Below are 13,915 nucleotides of genomic sequence, written 5' to 3' on the forward strand. Positions count from 1 at the left end.
GGCCACGGCGGTGCAGGCGCGTTCCAGCGCGTCGGCGGCGTCGTCGCCGACGATCACCGACAGCTCGGCCCCTCCGGCACGCAGCCGGCGCGCCACGGGCTCCAGCAGGCGCACCGTGCGGCCGCCGCGGGCGGCGGGGTTGACGAGCAGGGCGAGTTGAGGGGACACGCCCGGAACTTATCGCCTATCGCACGGAACCGGAATCCTCGCCGGGCCGCTCGTCCTCGAGCGGGGCGGAGTCCTCAACCAGCGGGTCCTCAACCAGCGGCGAGGCCTCGTCGTCGGACAGGTGGGAGAAGTCCTCGGTGGCGGGCCTGCGCTTCTCGCGCATGTACATGAAGAACTCGGCCAGGAAGTACAGCACGATCATGGGTGCGGCCAGCGCCATCATCGTCAGGGGATCGCCGCCGGGCGTGATGACCGCGCCGAAGACGAACATGGCGAAGACCACCCAGCGGCGGTTCTTCTTGACCGTGGCGTGGGAGAGCACGCCGATGATGTTGAGGAACACCAGCAGCAGCGGCAGCTCGAACGAGACGCCGAAAATCACGATCATGATGAGTACGTAGTTGACGTACTCGTCGATCTGGATGATAGGCAAGGTGTCGCTCGGCGCGAACCCGAGCAGGATGGCCAGGCTGGTGTCCATGATCAGGTACGCCAGCGCGGCGCCGATCCCGAACAGCGGGATCGCCAGCCCGAGGAAGGCGATCGAGTAACGCTTCTCGTTGCGGTAGAGGGCCGGGGTGACGAACGCCCAGAGCTGGTAGAGCCAGACGGGTGCGGACACCACGACGCCGACCAGCGCCGAGACCTTCAGCGTCAGGAAGAAGGACTGGAAGATGCCACCGTAGGTCAGCGTGCACTCGCCAGGGCGCAGCTGCTGAGCCTGCGGCGTCTCGCAGAACGGCTCCTTGATGAACGCCCAGACCGGATCGAAGAAGATCCACCCGATGATGATGCCCACGACGACGGCGATAGCCGCGATGAGCAGCCGGTTGCGCAGCTCGCGCAGGTGCTCCATGAGGGGCATGCGGCCCTCGGGGTCAGGCGCGGGCTGGCTTGACCGTTTGAGCAGCGCCATCTAGCAGTCCAGGTGACGAGGAGGGATGGGAGGTCAGGCGTGCTTGTCGGCCTGGGCGGCGCTGGCGCGCAGCTTGGCGGCCTGCTCCTCCAGCTGCCTGGCCTGCTCCTCCACCGAGAGCGCGGGCGGGGCCTGGATCGGCTGCGGCTGCGGCTGCGCGGGCTGGGGCTGCGGCTGAGCGGGCGCGGGCTGCGCCTGAGCCTGGACGGTGTGGGTCTCGTCGTCGTCCTCGCGCAGCTTGGCCGTCTCGGACTTGAAGATGCGCAGCGACCTGCCGACGCCGCGAGCCATCTCGGGCAGCTTCTTCGCACCGAACAGCAACACGAGCACCAGCGCGATGATCAGAAGTTCGGGAACTCCGAGATTCGACATGAAACGCCCTTTTCTAGCGAGTGCCTGTTTCAGCCACGATCGTACGCTGCCTGGGGCATGGTCTCATCCCCTCGGCCCGTCAATCTGGCCCGCCTCGGCTCCAGCTGGGCTGTCGCCTCGGCGATTTCCCCCTTCAGAGTACGTGCCGCCACGACGACCCGGGCACCCGCGATCCCGAGCACGGCCAGCCCGCACACGACCAGCCCGATCGCCACGTAGATCCACGTCATGACTGGTGAGCGTACAGGGCCAGGGCGCGCTCGGCCTCCTGCCGTACGGTCTCGGCCATCTCGGGCGGCGAGACGACCCGGCCGGTGTCGCCCAGGCGCAGCGCCAGCTTGAGTATCCAGTCCTCGTCCCGGGCCCGCAGCGCCACCCGCAGCCGCCCCTCGCCCAGCTCGGTGACCTGCTCGCACGGGTAGTACTCGGCCACCCACCGCCCGGCGGCGCTGAGCTCCAGCTCGACCAGCTCGTCGGTCGGCGACGGCCGGAAGACGCCCCGGGTGACGTCGATGGGCTCGGCCTCCTCCGGCGGGTCGGCGGGCACGTCGAGCACGTCCACGCCGAGCATCCGGTCCAGCCGGAACAGCCGCATCGCCTCGGCGCGGTAGCACCATCCCTCGAGGTAGGTCCGGCCGTCCACGACCACGATCCGCATGGGGTCGACCTCGCGCGGCGTCACCTCGTCGCGCCCGGGCACGTAGTAGCGCAGCGACAGCCTCCGCCCCCTGGTGAGCCCTTCGCGCACGCGCGGCAGCGCGTCGGGGGCGGCGTCCACGTCGACCGCGAGCTGGCTGCTGACGGTGGCGGCGCCCTCGCCCGCGGCCCGCTCGAGCTTGGCCGTCACCCGGGGCAGCGCGTCGCCGGGCACTTCGGCGAGCTCGGGGGTGGCGGCGAGCATGCGCAGGGCGACCAGCAGCGCGCTGGCCTCGTCGATGCCGAGCCGCAGCGGCCTGGCGATGGTGTCGGCGTTGTCGATGATGATCTCGCCGCCGTCCCAGGAGACGTCGATGAGGTCGCCCGGGGTGTGGCCCGGCAGGCCGCACATCCACACGAGCTGCAGGTCGTCGATGAGCTGCTTCTCGCTCAGCCCGAACACCGCGGCCACCTCGCCGACCTGCGCCCCCGGATGGGACATCAGGTACGGCACCAGCGCCAGCAGCCTTGGCAGCCGGTCAGCAGAACCACTCATGCGCCCTCCTTCGTCGGTCGCATGAGCGGACCACTGCTGCGTCTCCTGGTTCGTTCGCTTCGCTCACTCACGAGGCGCTCGCCCCTTTCAGTCGGCGGATGACGGCCTCGCGGGCGTCCGGCGGCTCGACGACCTCCACGTCGGCGCCGAGGCTGGCCATCCAGCCGGCCAGGCGTTCGGGGTCGAAGAAGGGCAGCTCGGCCTCGTCCCAGCCGCCGTCGGCCGCGCGCACGGCCGTGGCCAGCTGGCGCAGCCCTTCGCACGTCCCGCGGCGTACGCGGATGACGGCCACGCGCTCGTCCGGCGAGTCATCGGGAAAGCCGACCATACCCCGCAGATCCACCCCTTCGGGCACCTCGAACGCCCCCGCCTTGCCCAGGACGGTGACCTGCCCGGGGATCCTGCTGAGCCGGAAGACGCGCGGCGCCTGCCTGCCGCGGTCGAACCCGGCGAGGTACCAGCGGCCGTTGCGGCTGACCACGCCCCACGGCTCCACGGTGCGGGCGCGCACGTTCTCGCTGCCGGCGCTGCGGTAGTCGAAGCGCACCGCGCGCCGGTCGCGCACGGCGTCCCACAGCGCGGGGAAGGCCGGGTCGCGGGTGTCGACCCGCAGCTCCAGCGCCCCGGCGCCGAGGGGCTGGTCGGTGGCCACGCCGCCGGCGCGCAGCTTCAGCAGCGCCCCGGAGGCGGCCTCGGCCAGGCTGGCCCGCTGCCACACCTGCGCGGCCAGGCCCAGCACGGCGGCCTCGTCGGGCTCCAGGGTGATCTCGGGCAGCTCGTACGACTGGCGCTCGATCCGGTAGCCCGGCTCGTCCTCCCAGGGGTCGCGCACCACGTCGATGGGGATGCCGATCTCGCGCAGCTCGTTCTTGTCGCGCTCGAACATGCGCTGGAACGCCTCGTCGCCGTCGCGGTCGTAGCCGGGCACCACGTGGCGGATCTGCTCGGCCGACAGCGGCCGCCGGGTGGCGAGCAGGCAGATAACCAGATTGAGCAACCGTTCCGTCTTCCGGCGCGACATCTGCCTCACTCCTCCTGCATCGACGCTACCCTGCCCCCGTGATCAGATGGCGCAAGGGCGAGGTTGTACGGATCCGACGCGAGTGGCCGGGAGCGGTGGAGCTCGACGTCGCCGTCCCCGAGGGGGAGTGCCGGGCGCTGGCGTATCCGCCGTTGGTCGGCCGCCCGGAACCCGGCGACGAGGTGCTGCTCAACACGACCGCACTCGCGATGGGTCTCGGTACGGGAGGTTACGCCATGGTGGTGGCCGTCCCTAACCGTTTGCCGCAAGATCCTGACGGTCCCGGGCACCTGGTGAAGGCCAGGTACACGCCGCTGCAGGCCACCGTGCTCGGCGCGGACGAGCAGGACTCCCCGCATCACGAGCGGTTGCGCGAGGCCGACTCGCTCGACGGCATGCCCGTCGTCGTGGCCGACCTGCACTCGGCGCTGCCACCCATCCTGTGCGGCCTGTACGCCGACCGGCCCGGCACGCGGGTGGCGTACGTGATGCAGGACGGCGGGGCGCTGCCGGCGTGGTTCTCGATGACCGCGGCCCGGCTTCGGGAGATCGGCTGGCTGGCGGGCGTGGTGACGGTCGGGCAGTCGTTCGGCGGGGACGTGGAGGCGGTCACCGTCCACACCGGGCTGCTGGCGGCCAAGCACGTGCTGGAGGCCGACGTGGCGGTCGTCGCGCAGGGCCCCGGCAACCTGGGCACGGGCACCCGGTGGGGCTTCTCCGGCGTCTCGGCCGGCGAGGCGGTGAACGCGGCGGGCGTGCTGCTCGGCCGGCCCGTGGCGGCTCTGCGCGTCAGCGAGGGCGACAAGCGCGAGCGCCACTACGGCGTCTCACACCACTCGCTGACCGCCTACGGCCGGGTCGCGCTCTCCCCCGCCGACGTGCCGGTGCCCGTGCTGCCCGGGGACTTCGGCGAGCGGGTCAGGGACCAGGCCGAGCTGCTGGCCGTACGGCACCGCCTGGTGCCGGTGCCGGTGGACGGCCTGCACGAGGCGCTGCGCGAGTCCCCGGTGCGGCTCTCGACGATGGGCAGGGGGCTGGAGGAGGACCTGGCCTACTTCGTGGCCTCGGCGGCGGCGGGCAGGCTGACGGCCTCGCTGCTGTCGTAGGAGTCCTTGAACGTGAACGCCTCGGGGCTGGGCCCCTCGGCCTTGAGGCGCTCCAGCCGCCGCATGCCCTCCGCCAGCGTCGGGATGTGACCTTCGGGGACCCACCACATCACCATGTACGGCTCCGCCATGCGCAGGAACCACTCCCTGCGCCGGCGCAGCACGCCGAGGTGGGGGCTGCGGTAGACGTAGTCCCACAGCGTGTCCAGCGACTCCCACACCGAGAAGTTGATCAGCAGGTGGTCGCCGTACTCGTGGATGACGGTGGCGGTGGGGTCGTCCTCGCTCTCCTTCAGCCGCCACACGAACCCCGGCGACTCGTCGGCGAGGTCGTTGATCGGTTCCAGGAGGGCGACGAACTCGGCGAGCTCGGAGCTGTCGATGGGCGCGCGGAGGTGGGCGATGTTCATTTCGGCGAGATGCATGACGCTCAGCACACCATCAGCCGCCTTCTATGTCAATATCCGTTTGTTTTAGAGTGACGCAGCACTCTCCCGGCCGTGGGTCGAGCGCGGCCCTGGCCGGATCGTCGCCGAGGCCTTCCAGCAGGCCCTGGCACAGGGCCAGGTTCATGGAGCACACCAGCAGCGGCTGCTCCTCGGCCAGCACGTGGAACGGGCAGTTGCGCAGCCGCAGCGCGCCGCCCTCTTCGTACGGCTCGTAGCCGCGCGCCTCGAGCACCTGCCCGACCGGCTCCCCGGCGTGCTTGCCGGCCATCCTGGCGCCCGCCTCGCGCGCGGCGCGCTCGGCCTGCTCCTCGGCGCCCAGGGCGTCCACGACACCGGCCAGGACGGAGGCGAGCGCGGCGTAGTCGCGCGGCGGCAGGCTCACCGACCGCTCGCCCCTGGCCCTGCGGTAGACCTTGGCGGGCCGGCCGCTGCCCGGCCCCTTCTTCTCCTGCGGGCGGAAGCCGCTCTCGAGCAGCCCAGCCTCCACGAGCTTGTCGAGGTGGTGGCCCGCCAGGGTCCTGGACACGCCCGCGGCCTCGGCCGCCTCTCCCCTGCCCACGTCGCCGCCGCGGGCCGCGACGACCGCGTACAGGCTGCGGCGGACAGGGTCGTGCAGAAGGGCCAGCGCGTCGAGGTCGTCGCTACTCACAACCGGGAGTCTATGAAAGCTTCCGCTCAAGGTGCTTGTAGGTGCAGGCACGGCTGGGCCTGATCATGGCGTTGCCGTACTTCCGCCAGCACGAACCCTTCTTGACGACCCAGATCTCGATCCACTCCGGAGCGTGGTACCGGCGGTGGACGGTCCCGGCGTTACGCAGCAGCCGGGCGGCCACGACGCGTGCCCTGGCCTTGGAGGAGGCGGAGGCGTGCAGCCACGTCCGCCCGGCGTCCCCGCCGATGACGCAGGGCTTGACGCCTCGGCAGAAGGGCGGACCGGCGGTGGCGGAGGCAGCGGGCGCCACACCGAGCAGGACGGTTAAAGCGGACGATATGACGAGAAATGCGCGGATCATGGGATCCATCGTGCCTCAGTACGCGGCCAGCACGTCCACGACGTAGACCAGCGTGTCGGAGCCCGTGATGCCGTGGGCCGGGTCGCCGGCGGCGCCGTACCCGTAGGAGGGCGGCACGATCATCAGGACCCGGCTGCCGGCGGGCACGCCCACCAGGGCCCGGTCCCAGCCCTTGATCACGCTGCCGTCGCCGATCCTGAACGCCTTCGGCCGGCCGGTCGTCCAGGTCGTGTCGAAGACGCGGCCGCGGCTCCAGAGCGCGCCCTCGTACTGGGCGACGACGAGCTGCCCCGCCTGCGTCGCGCGCCCGTCGCCCCTGGCCAGCACCTTCACCGCGAACGCGGCGGGCGGCGGGGCGGCGGGCACCGCCAGGGCCGGCCGGGCGCCGCCGGTGACGCGCACGCCGGCCAGCGTGCCGCCGGCCGCCTCGAGCGCGGCGCCCCTGGGGTGGGCGCCGAGGACGTCGACGACGTACAGCAGCTCCTCCCCCGGTCTGGTGCCGCCCGTCCGGGGCGGGACCGCGGCGACGACCCTGCTCCCCACCCGATGGCCCCGCAGCGCCCCGCCGAGCCCCTCGCCCACCGGGAAGGCGGCGGGAATGCCGCGGTCGAAGGTGGAGTCGACCAGGCGGTTGTCCCTGCCGTCCCAGACGTGCGCGGTGTACTGGACGATCGCCACGTCGTCCGCCGCCAGCGGCGGACCGGCGCCGGTGGCCGGCTCGTCCACCTGCAGCCCGGCGGCGGGCCTGCCGCCGGTGAAGGCGATCGTCGGCCTGGCGCCGAACGGGCCGGCCACCCTCACGTCGAGACCGCCCACCGTCACGTCGAGACCGGCCGCAAGGTCCGGGCCGCCCACCGTCGCCTGCGGGCCGCCCGCGCAGCCGGCCAGCAGCACAAAGGCCGGCAGCAACGCGGCGGTACGGCGGCGGCGCATCGTTCCTCCCAGGCGGCCGGGGTGGCTGGCGATGCTACCGCCTTGCCGCAGGCCGCGTCAGTAGGCCGCCAGGACGTCCACCACGAACACGAGGGTGCTCTTGGCGGGAATGCCCTGCTGCGCCTGGTCACCGTAGCCCAGGGCCGGCGGGATGCTCATCACGACCCGGCTGCCGACCGGCACCCCGGCCAGGCCCTGCTGCCAGCCCTGGATGACGTTCCCGAGCGGGAACTCGGCCGGCTGGCCCCGCTCCCAGCTGGAGTCGAACTGCTTGTCGGTGCCCCAGATCTTGCCGGTGTAGTTGACGGTCAGCGTCTGGCCCGGCTGCACCTTCGCGCCGGTGCCCTGGATCAGGGTCTTGACGACCAGCTTGTCCGAGGGCTTCTCCTTGGTCTTCGTGGAGAGCGTGGGCGGCTTCTCCCCGCCCGGGTTCTCCACCTTGACGCCCTTGATGCTCTCGCCGGTCTCCTTGCCGGTGGCGGCCTTCAGCGGCGCCGGCGCGGTGCCGACCACGTCGAACACGAACACCTTGGTCGCCTCGGCCGGCGCGGTCGCCTGCTGCTGCGGGGCGGAGTCGCTCGCCAGCACGGCCAGCAGCCGGCCGCCGTGCTTGACCTTGGTGAAGCCCTCCTGCAGCACCTGCGGAATCTGCTCGTTGACCGCGATCGTCTCGGGCTTCTTGGTGTCGTAGGAGGAGCCCTGGACGGCGTTGCCCTTGCCGTCCCAGTTGTAGACGGTCAGGTTGACGATCACGCGGTCGCCCGACTTGATCCCGTTGCCGGCGCCCGGCTGGATGACCTCGTACGAGGACTTCGTGGCGGGCGTGCCGGAGGGGAAGGTCACCGTGGGCTTGCCGCCCACGTTCCCGGTGACCTTGACCCCCGACGCGCCCGCCGCAGCCGGCGCGCCGGACGCGCCGGTACTCGCGCTGTCGTCGGATCCGCACGCGGCGGCGAACAAGATCAAAGGCACGGCAGCCAGTACGGCCAGAGCGCGGCGCATGGGTTTCCCTCGGAAAGACGGCAGATTCGCGTCACCCTATCCGACTTCCGGGTAGGCCCGAGGTAAACGCCGAGCTACATCCCTGCTATGAGCTTGTCCACCCTCTCGTCCACGCTGCGGAACGGGTCCTTGCACAGGACCGTGCGCTGCGCCTGGTCGTTCAGCTTGAGATGCACCCAGTCGACGGTGAAGTCGCGCCGCTTCTCCTGCGCCTTGCGGATGAACTCGCCGCGCAGCCGCGCCCTCGTGGTCTGCGGCGGCACCGACTTGGCCTCGAAGATCTTCAGGTCGGACGCCACCCGCTCCACCGAGCCGCGCTTCTGCAGCAGGTAGTACAGGCCACGCTTGCGGTGCACGTCGTGGTAGGCCAGGTCGAGCTGGGCCACCCGCGGCGAGGACAGCGGCAGGTCGTACTTCTTCCGGTAACGCTCGATGAGCTGGTATTTCGTCACCCAGTCGATCTCCCGCGAGACCAGGTCGAGGTTGCCGGTGTCGACCGCGTTCAGCGTCCGCTCCCACAGCTCCAGCACCCGGTGGGCGATGGCGTCGCCGCCGCGGCGGTCGACGAAGTCCTTCGCCTTGGACAGGTATTCCTGCTGGATCTCCAGGCTCGAGGCCTCGCGCCCGTTGGCCAGGCGCACCCTGCGCCGGCCCGTCATGTCGTGGGAGACCTCGCGGATGGCCCTGATCGGGTTCTCCAGCGACAGGTCGCGCATCACGGTGCCCGACTCGATCATGCGCAGCACCAGATCGGTGGCGCCGACCTTGAGCAGCATGGTGGTCTCGCTCATGTTGGAGTCGCCCACGATGACGTGCAGGCGGCGGAACCGCTCGGCGTCGGCGTGCGGCTCGTCCCGCGTGTTGATGATGGGCCTGGAACGGGTCGTGGCGCTGGAGACGCCCTCCCAGATGTGCTCGGCCCGCTGCGAGACGCAGTAGACGGCGCCGCGCGGCGTCTGCAGGACCTTTCCGGCCCCGCACACGATCTGACGCGTCACCAGGAACGGGATCAGCACGTCCGCCAGCCGCCCGAACTCCCCGTGCCTGCCGACCAGGTAGTTCTCGTGGCAGCCGTAGGAGTTTCCGGCCGAGTCCGTGTTGTTCTTGAACAGGTAGATGTCACCGGCGATGCCCTCTTCGCGCAGCCGTTTCTCGGCGTCGACCAGAAGGCCCTCGAGAATGCGCTCACCCGCCTTGTCGTGGGTGACGAGCTCGACGACGTTGTCACACTCGGGTGTTGCGTATTCAGGATGGCTGCCCACGTCCAGATAGAGACGTGCGCCGTTGCGGAGGAAGACGTTGCTCGATCGGCCCCAGGACACGACCCGCCGGAACAAGTAGCGCGCGACCTCGTCGGGCGACAGCCTGCGCTGCCCCCTGAACGTGCAGGTCACGCCGTACTCGTTCTCCAGCCCGAAGATGCGACGATCCATCACCTCACACTATGCCCATGGATCCATGAGCGGGAGGGATCTTCCCAGGTGTTTTCGCTTCGCGCCCCGTTCCCGCGCCCGCCCCCACGGGGCGCGGGTCGTCGCCGCTCGCGATCAGGGGGTATAGATCTCCTGAACTTTGACGATTTCTCCCTTGTACACGGTGATGAGCGAGGGATGGCCGTGGGCGTGGTGCCGCTTGAGCAGCACACTCCTGGAGCACTGCTTCTTACCGAGGCCGGTGTTCGTGTCGACCGTCATCTGACCCATCGACACCTTGCAGCCGTACGCGGACAGGAAGACCACGTCCTTGGCGATGGGCGAGGCGTACGCCATGACGTCGCCCTTGGGCGGGCCCACGAAGAGACCCTCGGTCTCGGTGCCCTTCTTCCACTTGATCGGCTGGTACTCGGCCACGCCGCTCCGGATGAGGGTGATCCAGCCGCGCAGGATGCCGTTGTGGCGGGAGTGGATGCCCTTGGTGAAGTCGTGCTTCGGGTCCGCCTGGAAGGTCGTACCGAAGATCTTGGGCGCCTTGTAGTGGGGGACCGCGGCCGCCGCCGTCGCGGCCTGTGCCGCCGCACCCGAGCTCAGCACCACGGCCACGGCGGCACCGGCCGCCAGGAGGCCACGCATGGGAGTGTTCACGGATGCTGAGATCCTCGGCGATCCTCTGAAGTTCGCCCAAACCATAGTGAAACAGCTCACACTTGCGCCACACCCATGGCGCCGAACCGCACCTCGTCACACCGACGCCGAGCCTCGGGACGAGTCGCGCGCATCCGGTCACCATGCCCCGAACCCGGGCACCATGCGCCGCCACGCACACCCGGCGCCCACCACGCCGCCGGGACAGTCCTGTAGCGGGCCGCGGAGAACGCGAAAAGCCGCCGCCGCCTCCCTGTAGCGGGCCCACGCGAAGAACCGCCGCCTCCTCCTTGTGGCGGGCCGCGGAAACACAAAGACCCGCCACTCTCCCGTAGCGGGTCCGAAAACGCCGTCAGGGGCCGCCGTAACGGCCCCTGATGGGTGTGCAGCCTGAAGAAGACGCCCGAGCGCGACTTACAGCGGCGAGGAGCCGTCGTCCACGTCGCCGTCAGGGGCCGTCGGCGGCGGCGTGTCCCCCGAAGGAGAGGGAGCGGCGGGCGCCGGCGGAGTGGACGGAGCAGCCGGAGCGGACGTCTGGGCCAGCAGTCGCTCCAGGCGTGCGCCCGTGAGACGGAGGAACTTGCGGTGCTCACGGTTGCGGTCGAGCACCGCCACCTCCAGCTGCGCCACCGGCGGCCGCTCGCCGCCCGGCTCCGTGAGCGCCGTCAGCGCCACCTCCAGCGCGTCCGCCAGCGACATCGACTCGCGGTAACGCTCCTTGAGCCGCGAGGCCACCGCCTCGGCCTGGCCGCCCATCGCGGCGAAGCCGTGCTCGTCGAAGACCGACCCGTCGAAGGTGAGCCGGTAGATCGCGTCGCCGTCCCTGGTCTCGCCCACCTCGGCGACGACGACCTCCACCTCCAGCGACTTGATCGACTCGGTGAAGATGCGGCCCAGGTTGGAGGCGTAAAGGTTGGCCAGGCCACGGCCGGTCACGTCGGAGCGGTCGTAGGTGTAGCCGTTGATGTCGGCGTAGCGGATGCCGCCGAGCCGCAGCTCCTCGAACTCGTTGTAGCGGCCCACGGCCGCGAACCCGATGCGGTCGTAGATCTCGCTGATCTTGTGCAGCGCCCGGGACGGGTTGGGCGCGACGAACAGGATGCCGTCGACGTACTGGAGCACGACGACAGAACGGCCCCGCGCGATGCCCTTGCGCGCGTAGTCGGCCTTGTCCCGCATGATCTGCTCAGGGGACGCATATCCGAAAGGCATGGACACGTGGTGATCCCTTTCTAGCGCAGCGGGGCGATGGGGCCGTCGGGCGAGATCAGGCGGGCCTCGAGCATCTGCTCGACGTACGTGGAGACCTGCTCCTCCGTCAGCCTGCGGAAACCATCGGCGTCGATCAACGACACGATCGGCCAGATCTTCCTGGTGACGTCCGGCCCACCGGTCGCCGAGTCGTCGTCGGCGGCGTCGTAGAGGGCCTGGATAAGGGTCATCGCCATGTCGTCGGCCGAGGCGCCGTCGCGATAGAGCTTCTTCAGCGACCCGCGCGCGAAGATCGAGCCCGAGCCGATGGCGTCGAATCTCTCACGCTCGTAAGGTCCGCCCGCCACGTCGTAGCTGAAGATGCGGCCTTCGTCCTTGTCAGGGTCGTACGCGGAGAACAGCGGCACCACCACCAGCCCCTGCATCGCCATGGCGAGGTTGCCCCTGATCATGGTGGCCAGGCGGTTGGCCTTGCCCGCCACCGACATCGTGCGGCCCTCGAGCTTCTCGTAGTGCTCCAGCTCCACGCGGAACAGCCGGGCGAACTCGATGCCGGTGCTGGCCGTGCCCGCGATGCCCATGCACGAGTAGTCGTCGGTACGGAACACCTTCTCCACGTCGCGCTGCGAGATGATGTTGCCCGACGTGGCACGCCGGTCGCCCGCCATGACCACGCCGCCGGCGAAGGTGGCGGCCACGATCGTGGTCGCGTGCGGAACCTGGTCGCTGATCGGGGTGGCCAGCACCTCATCCCGCTGCGGCAGCAACTCGGGCGCATACGAGCCGACAAACTCCGTGAACGAGGAACTTCCGGTGTTGAGGAAAAGCTGGTTGACCAAGCCGACGGGCAGATCCCTGTGCGTTGCCACGCGACTCCCTCCAAACGTCAATGTTCCTAGGGCGACCCTACTCATGTTGCGTTGCTGTCTGCACTTCCCACGATCAGCTCACGGCGAACCCTCACGGGCACGCGCCGCCGCGTTCCGTGCCCAGATCGTTTCTTTACGGGCGCAGGCCGCCATGCGACTGTCGGTATGTCCGCACGTCCTGAACAGGAGGCCGACATGAGATTACCCAGCCGACCTGCGGTGATCGGGGCCACCATCCTCCTGGCGCTCACGTCCTGCGGCACCGGCACGGAGACCGGCGGAGGCAGCGTCACCCTGACGATCGCGGCCAACTCCATCTCCGGCGGCAAGAACGCCGAGACGGCCGCCTGGATCAAGCAGTGGGTGATCCCCGAGTTCGAGAAGACCCACGCCCACGTCAAGGTGCTCTTCCAGCCCAGCGGCGTCGATGACGAGCAGTACAAGACCAGGATCGCGCTCGACCTCAAGTCCAAGCGCGGCGCCGACGTCATCGACCTCGACGGCATCTGGGTCGGCGAATTCGCCCAGGCCGGCTACATCAAGCCGCTGTCCGAGGTCGGCGGCGCCACCGTCGAGCAGTGGGAAGGCTGGTCCCAGATCCCGAAGGCCGTGCAGGGCCTCGGCGTCTTCGACGGCAAGAAGTACGGCCTGCCGCAGGGCACCGACGGCCGCGTCCTGTTCTACAACAAGACCCTGTTCACCAAGGCCGGCCTGCCCGGGACCTGGCAGCCCAAGAGCTGGCAGGAGATCATCGACGCCGGCACCAGGCTCAAGGCCGCCGGCGTGCCCGTCCCGATCCAGATCAACGCGGGCACCGCCATGGGCGAGGCCACCACCATGCAGGGCCTCCTCCCCCTGCTCGCCGGCGCCGGATCCGAGATCTACACGGCAGGCAAGTGGACCGGCGCCTCCCAGGCCCTGAAGGACGCACTCGGCTTCTACCGGCAGATCTACGGCGGCAGCGGCCTCGGCGACCCCAAGCTCCAGCAGGAGGCCAAAGGCCGCGACAAGTCGTTCACCCAGTTCGCCGCCGGCAAGATCGGCATCCTGGCCGAGAGCGACTACTTCTGGCGCTCCGTCGTCGAACCCCAGGCCGGCGTCGCCCCCATGAAGGACCGCGACCAGGTCGTCGGCTACGCCAAGATCCCCGCCGAACAGCCCGGCGGCGGCATCCGCGGCCAGGACTTCGTCAGCATGTCCGGCGGCGCCGTACGCGTGCTCAACCCCAACTCCAAGAACCCCAAACTCGCCTGGGACCTGCTCGCCTTCATGCACTCGGCCCCCGCCACCAAGGCGCAACTGTCCGGGCAGGCACGCATCAGCTCACGCACCGACGTCAACGACGAGGTGCTCACCGCCGACCCCATGCTCAAGTTCGTCGCCGACGAGGTGCTGCCCATCACCGCCTACCGCCCCGGCCTGGCCGTCTACCCCCAAGTGTCGGCCGCGCTGCAGGAGGCCACCGCCGCCGTCGTCAGCGGCACAAGCCCCGACGAGGCGGCCACCGCGTACCAGGCGAAACTCGCAGGAATCGTCGGCGGCGCGGCCAACATCGGCGGGTGAACGAGCCCCTGACACCCC

At 70.2% G+C, this 13,915-nt stretch carries 16 protein-coding genes; 2 read left to right on the forward strand and 14 right to left on the reverse strand.

Annotated features, from left to right (window positions below; translation table 11 throughout):
• Window positions 1–184 precede the first annotated feature (184 nt).
• The 5 genes from tatC to AB0J64_RS49995 form a co-directional block, all read right to left on the reverse strand.
• Window positions 185–1,084, reverse strand: a complete 900-nt coding sequence (gene tatC, locus AB0J64_RS49975; protein WP_364044025.1) for a twin-arginine translocase subunit TatC — start codon at window positions 1,082–1,084, stop codon at window positions 185–187.
• Window positions 1,085–1,117: 33 nt separating this feature from the next.
• The gene (gene tatA, locus AB0J64_RS49980) at window positions 1,118–1,456 is read right to left on the reverse strand and encodes a Sec-independent protein translocase subunit TatA (RefSeq protein ID WP_364044028.1); all 339 of its coding nucleotides are present in this window, start codon (window positions 1,454–1,456) and stop codon (window positions 1,118–1,120) included.
• A gap of 29 nt (window positions 1,457–1,485) precedes the next feature.
• Complete coding sequence (locus AB0J64_RS49985; RefSeq protein WP_364044031.1) at window positions 1,486–1,686, reverse strand: hypothetical protein; 201 nt, start codon at window positions 1,684–1,686, stop codon at window positions 1,486–1,488.
• The gene (locus AB0J64_RS49990; RefSeq protein ID WP_344995656.1) at window positions 1,683–2,648 is read right to left on the reverse strand and encodes a WYL domain-containing protein; all 966 of its coding nucleotides are present in this window, start codon (window positions 2,646–2,648) and stop codon (window positions 1,683–1,685) included. Before AB0J64_RS49990 ends, AB0J64_RS49985 begins: the two co-directional genes overlap by 4 nt.
• Before the next feature lie 67 nt (window positions 2,649–2,715).
• Entirely contained in the window at window positions 2,716–3,669 is a 954-nt protein-coding gene (locus AB0J64_RS49995) for a WYL domain-containing protein (RefSeq protein ID WP_364044035.1), read from the reverse strand.
• A 38-nt stretch (window positions 3,670–3,707) separates the two neighbouring features.
• Between AB0J64_RS49995 and AB0J64_RS50000 the strand changes: the two genes are divergently transcribed.
• Window positions 3,708–4,775 (forward strand): DUF3866 family protein, encoded by a 1,068-nt coding sequence (locus tag AB0J64_RS50000; protein WP_364044038.1) that lies wholly within the window; start codon window positions 3,708–3,710, stop codon window positions 4,773–4,775.
• Here AB0J64_RS50000 and AB0J64_RS50005 read toward each other — a convergent pair.
• From AB0J64_RS50005 to prcB, 9 genes are all read right to left on the reverse strand, one after another.
• Window positions 4,721–5,200 (reverse strand): DUF3291 domain-containing protein, encoded by a 480-nt coding sequence (locus tag AB0J64_RS50005; RefSeq protein ID WP_364044041.1) that lies wholly within the window; start codon window positions 5,198–5,200, stop codon window positions 4,721–4,723. The two genes, AB0J64_RS50000 and AB0J64_RS50005, sit on opposite strands and share 55 nt — an antisense overlap.
• 16 nt (window positions 5,201–5,216) lie before the next feature.
• The gene (locus tag AB0J64_RS50010; protein WP_364044044.1) at window positions 5,217–5,873 is read right to left on the reverse strand and encodes a helix-turn-helix domain-containing protein; all 657 of its coding nucleotides are present in this window, start codon (window positions 5,871–5,873) and stop codon (window positions 5,217–5,219) included.
• A gap of 10 nt (window positions 5,874–5,883) precedes the next feature.
• On the reverse strand, window positions 5,884–6,237 hold the full coding sequence (locus AB0J64_RS50015; RefSeq protein WP_364044047.1) for a hypothetical protein: 354 nt from the start codon (window positions 6,235–6,237) through the stop codon (window positions 5,884–5,886).
• 15 nt (window positions 6,238–6,252) lie between these two features.
• Entirely contained in the window at window positions 6,253–7,170 is a 918-nt protein-coding gene (locus AB0J64_RS50020; protein WP_364044050.1) for an FKBP-type peptidyl-prolyl cis-trans isomerase, read from the reverse strand.
• Window positions 7,171–7,227: 57 nt separating this feature from the next.
• Window positions 7,228–8,142: an FKBP-type peptidyl-prolyl cis-trans isomerase gene (locus AB0J64_RS50025; RefSeq protein ID WP_364044053.1), complete on the reverse strand. Its 915-nt coding sequence runs from the start codon at window positions 8,140–8,142 to the stop codon at window positions 7,228–7,230.
• Between the two features lie 104 nt (window positions 8,143–8,246).
• Window positions 8,247–9,605 carry a Pup--protein ligase gene (gene pafA, locus AB0J64_RS50030; RefSeq protein WP_364044056.1) on the reverse strand — a complete coding sequence of 453 codons (1,359 nt, stop codon included), beginning with the start codon at window positions 9,603–9,605 and terminating at the stop codon, window positions 8,247–8,249.
• 114 nt (window positions 9,606–9,719) lie between these two features.
• Complete coding sequence (locus tag AB0J64_RS50035; protein ID WP_364044059.1) at window positions 9,720–10,253, reverse strand: hypothetical protein; 534 nt, start codon at window positions 10,251–10,253, stop codon at window positions 9,720–9,722.
• A gap of 414 nt (window positions 10,254–10,667) precedes the next feature.
• A complete protein-coding gene (gene prcA, locus AB0J64_RS50040) occupies window positions 10,668–11,465 on the reverse strand; it encodes a proteasome subunit alpha (RefSeq protein WP_364044108.1) in 798 nt (265 codons plus the stop codon).
• 20 nt (window positions 11,466–11,485) lie between these two features.
• On the reverse strand, window positions 11,486–12,334 hold the full coding sequence (prcB, locus tag AB0J64_RS50045; protein ID WP_364044062.1) for a proteasome subunit beta: 849 nt from the start codon (window positions 12,332–12,334) through the stop codon (window positions 11,486–11,488).
• A gap of 195 nt (window positions 12,335–12,529) precedes the next feature.
• Here prcB and AB0J64_RS50050 point away from each other — a divergent pair, with 195 nt between their 5' ends.
• Complete coding sequence (locus AB0J64_RS50050) at window positions 12,530–13,897, forward strand: extracellular solute-binding protein (protein ID WP_364044065.1); 1,368 nt, start codon at window positions 12,530–12,532, stop codon at window positions 13,895–13,897.
• The last annotated feature ends 18 nt before the right edge of the window (window positions 13,898–13,915 follow it).

It is taken from the genome of Nonomuraea sp. NPDC049695, assembly GCF_040674955.1.
Lineage (GTDB): Bacteria > Actinomycetota > Actinomycetes > Streptosporangiales > Streptosporangiaceae > Nonomuraea > Nonomuraea helvata.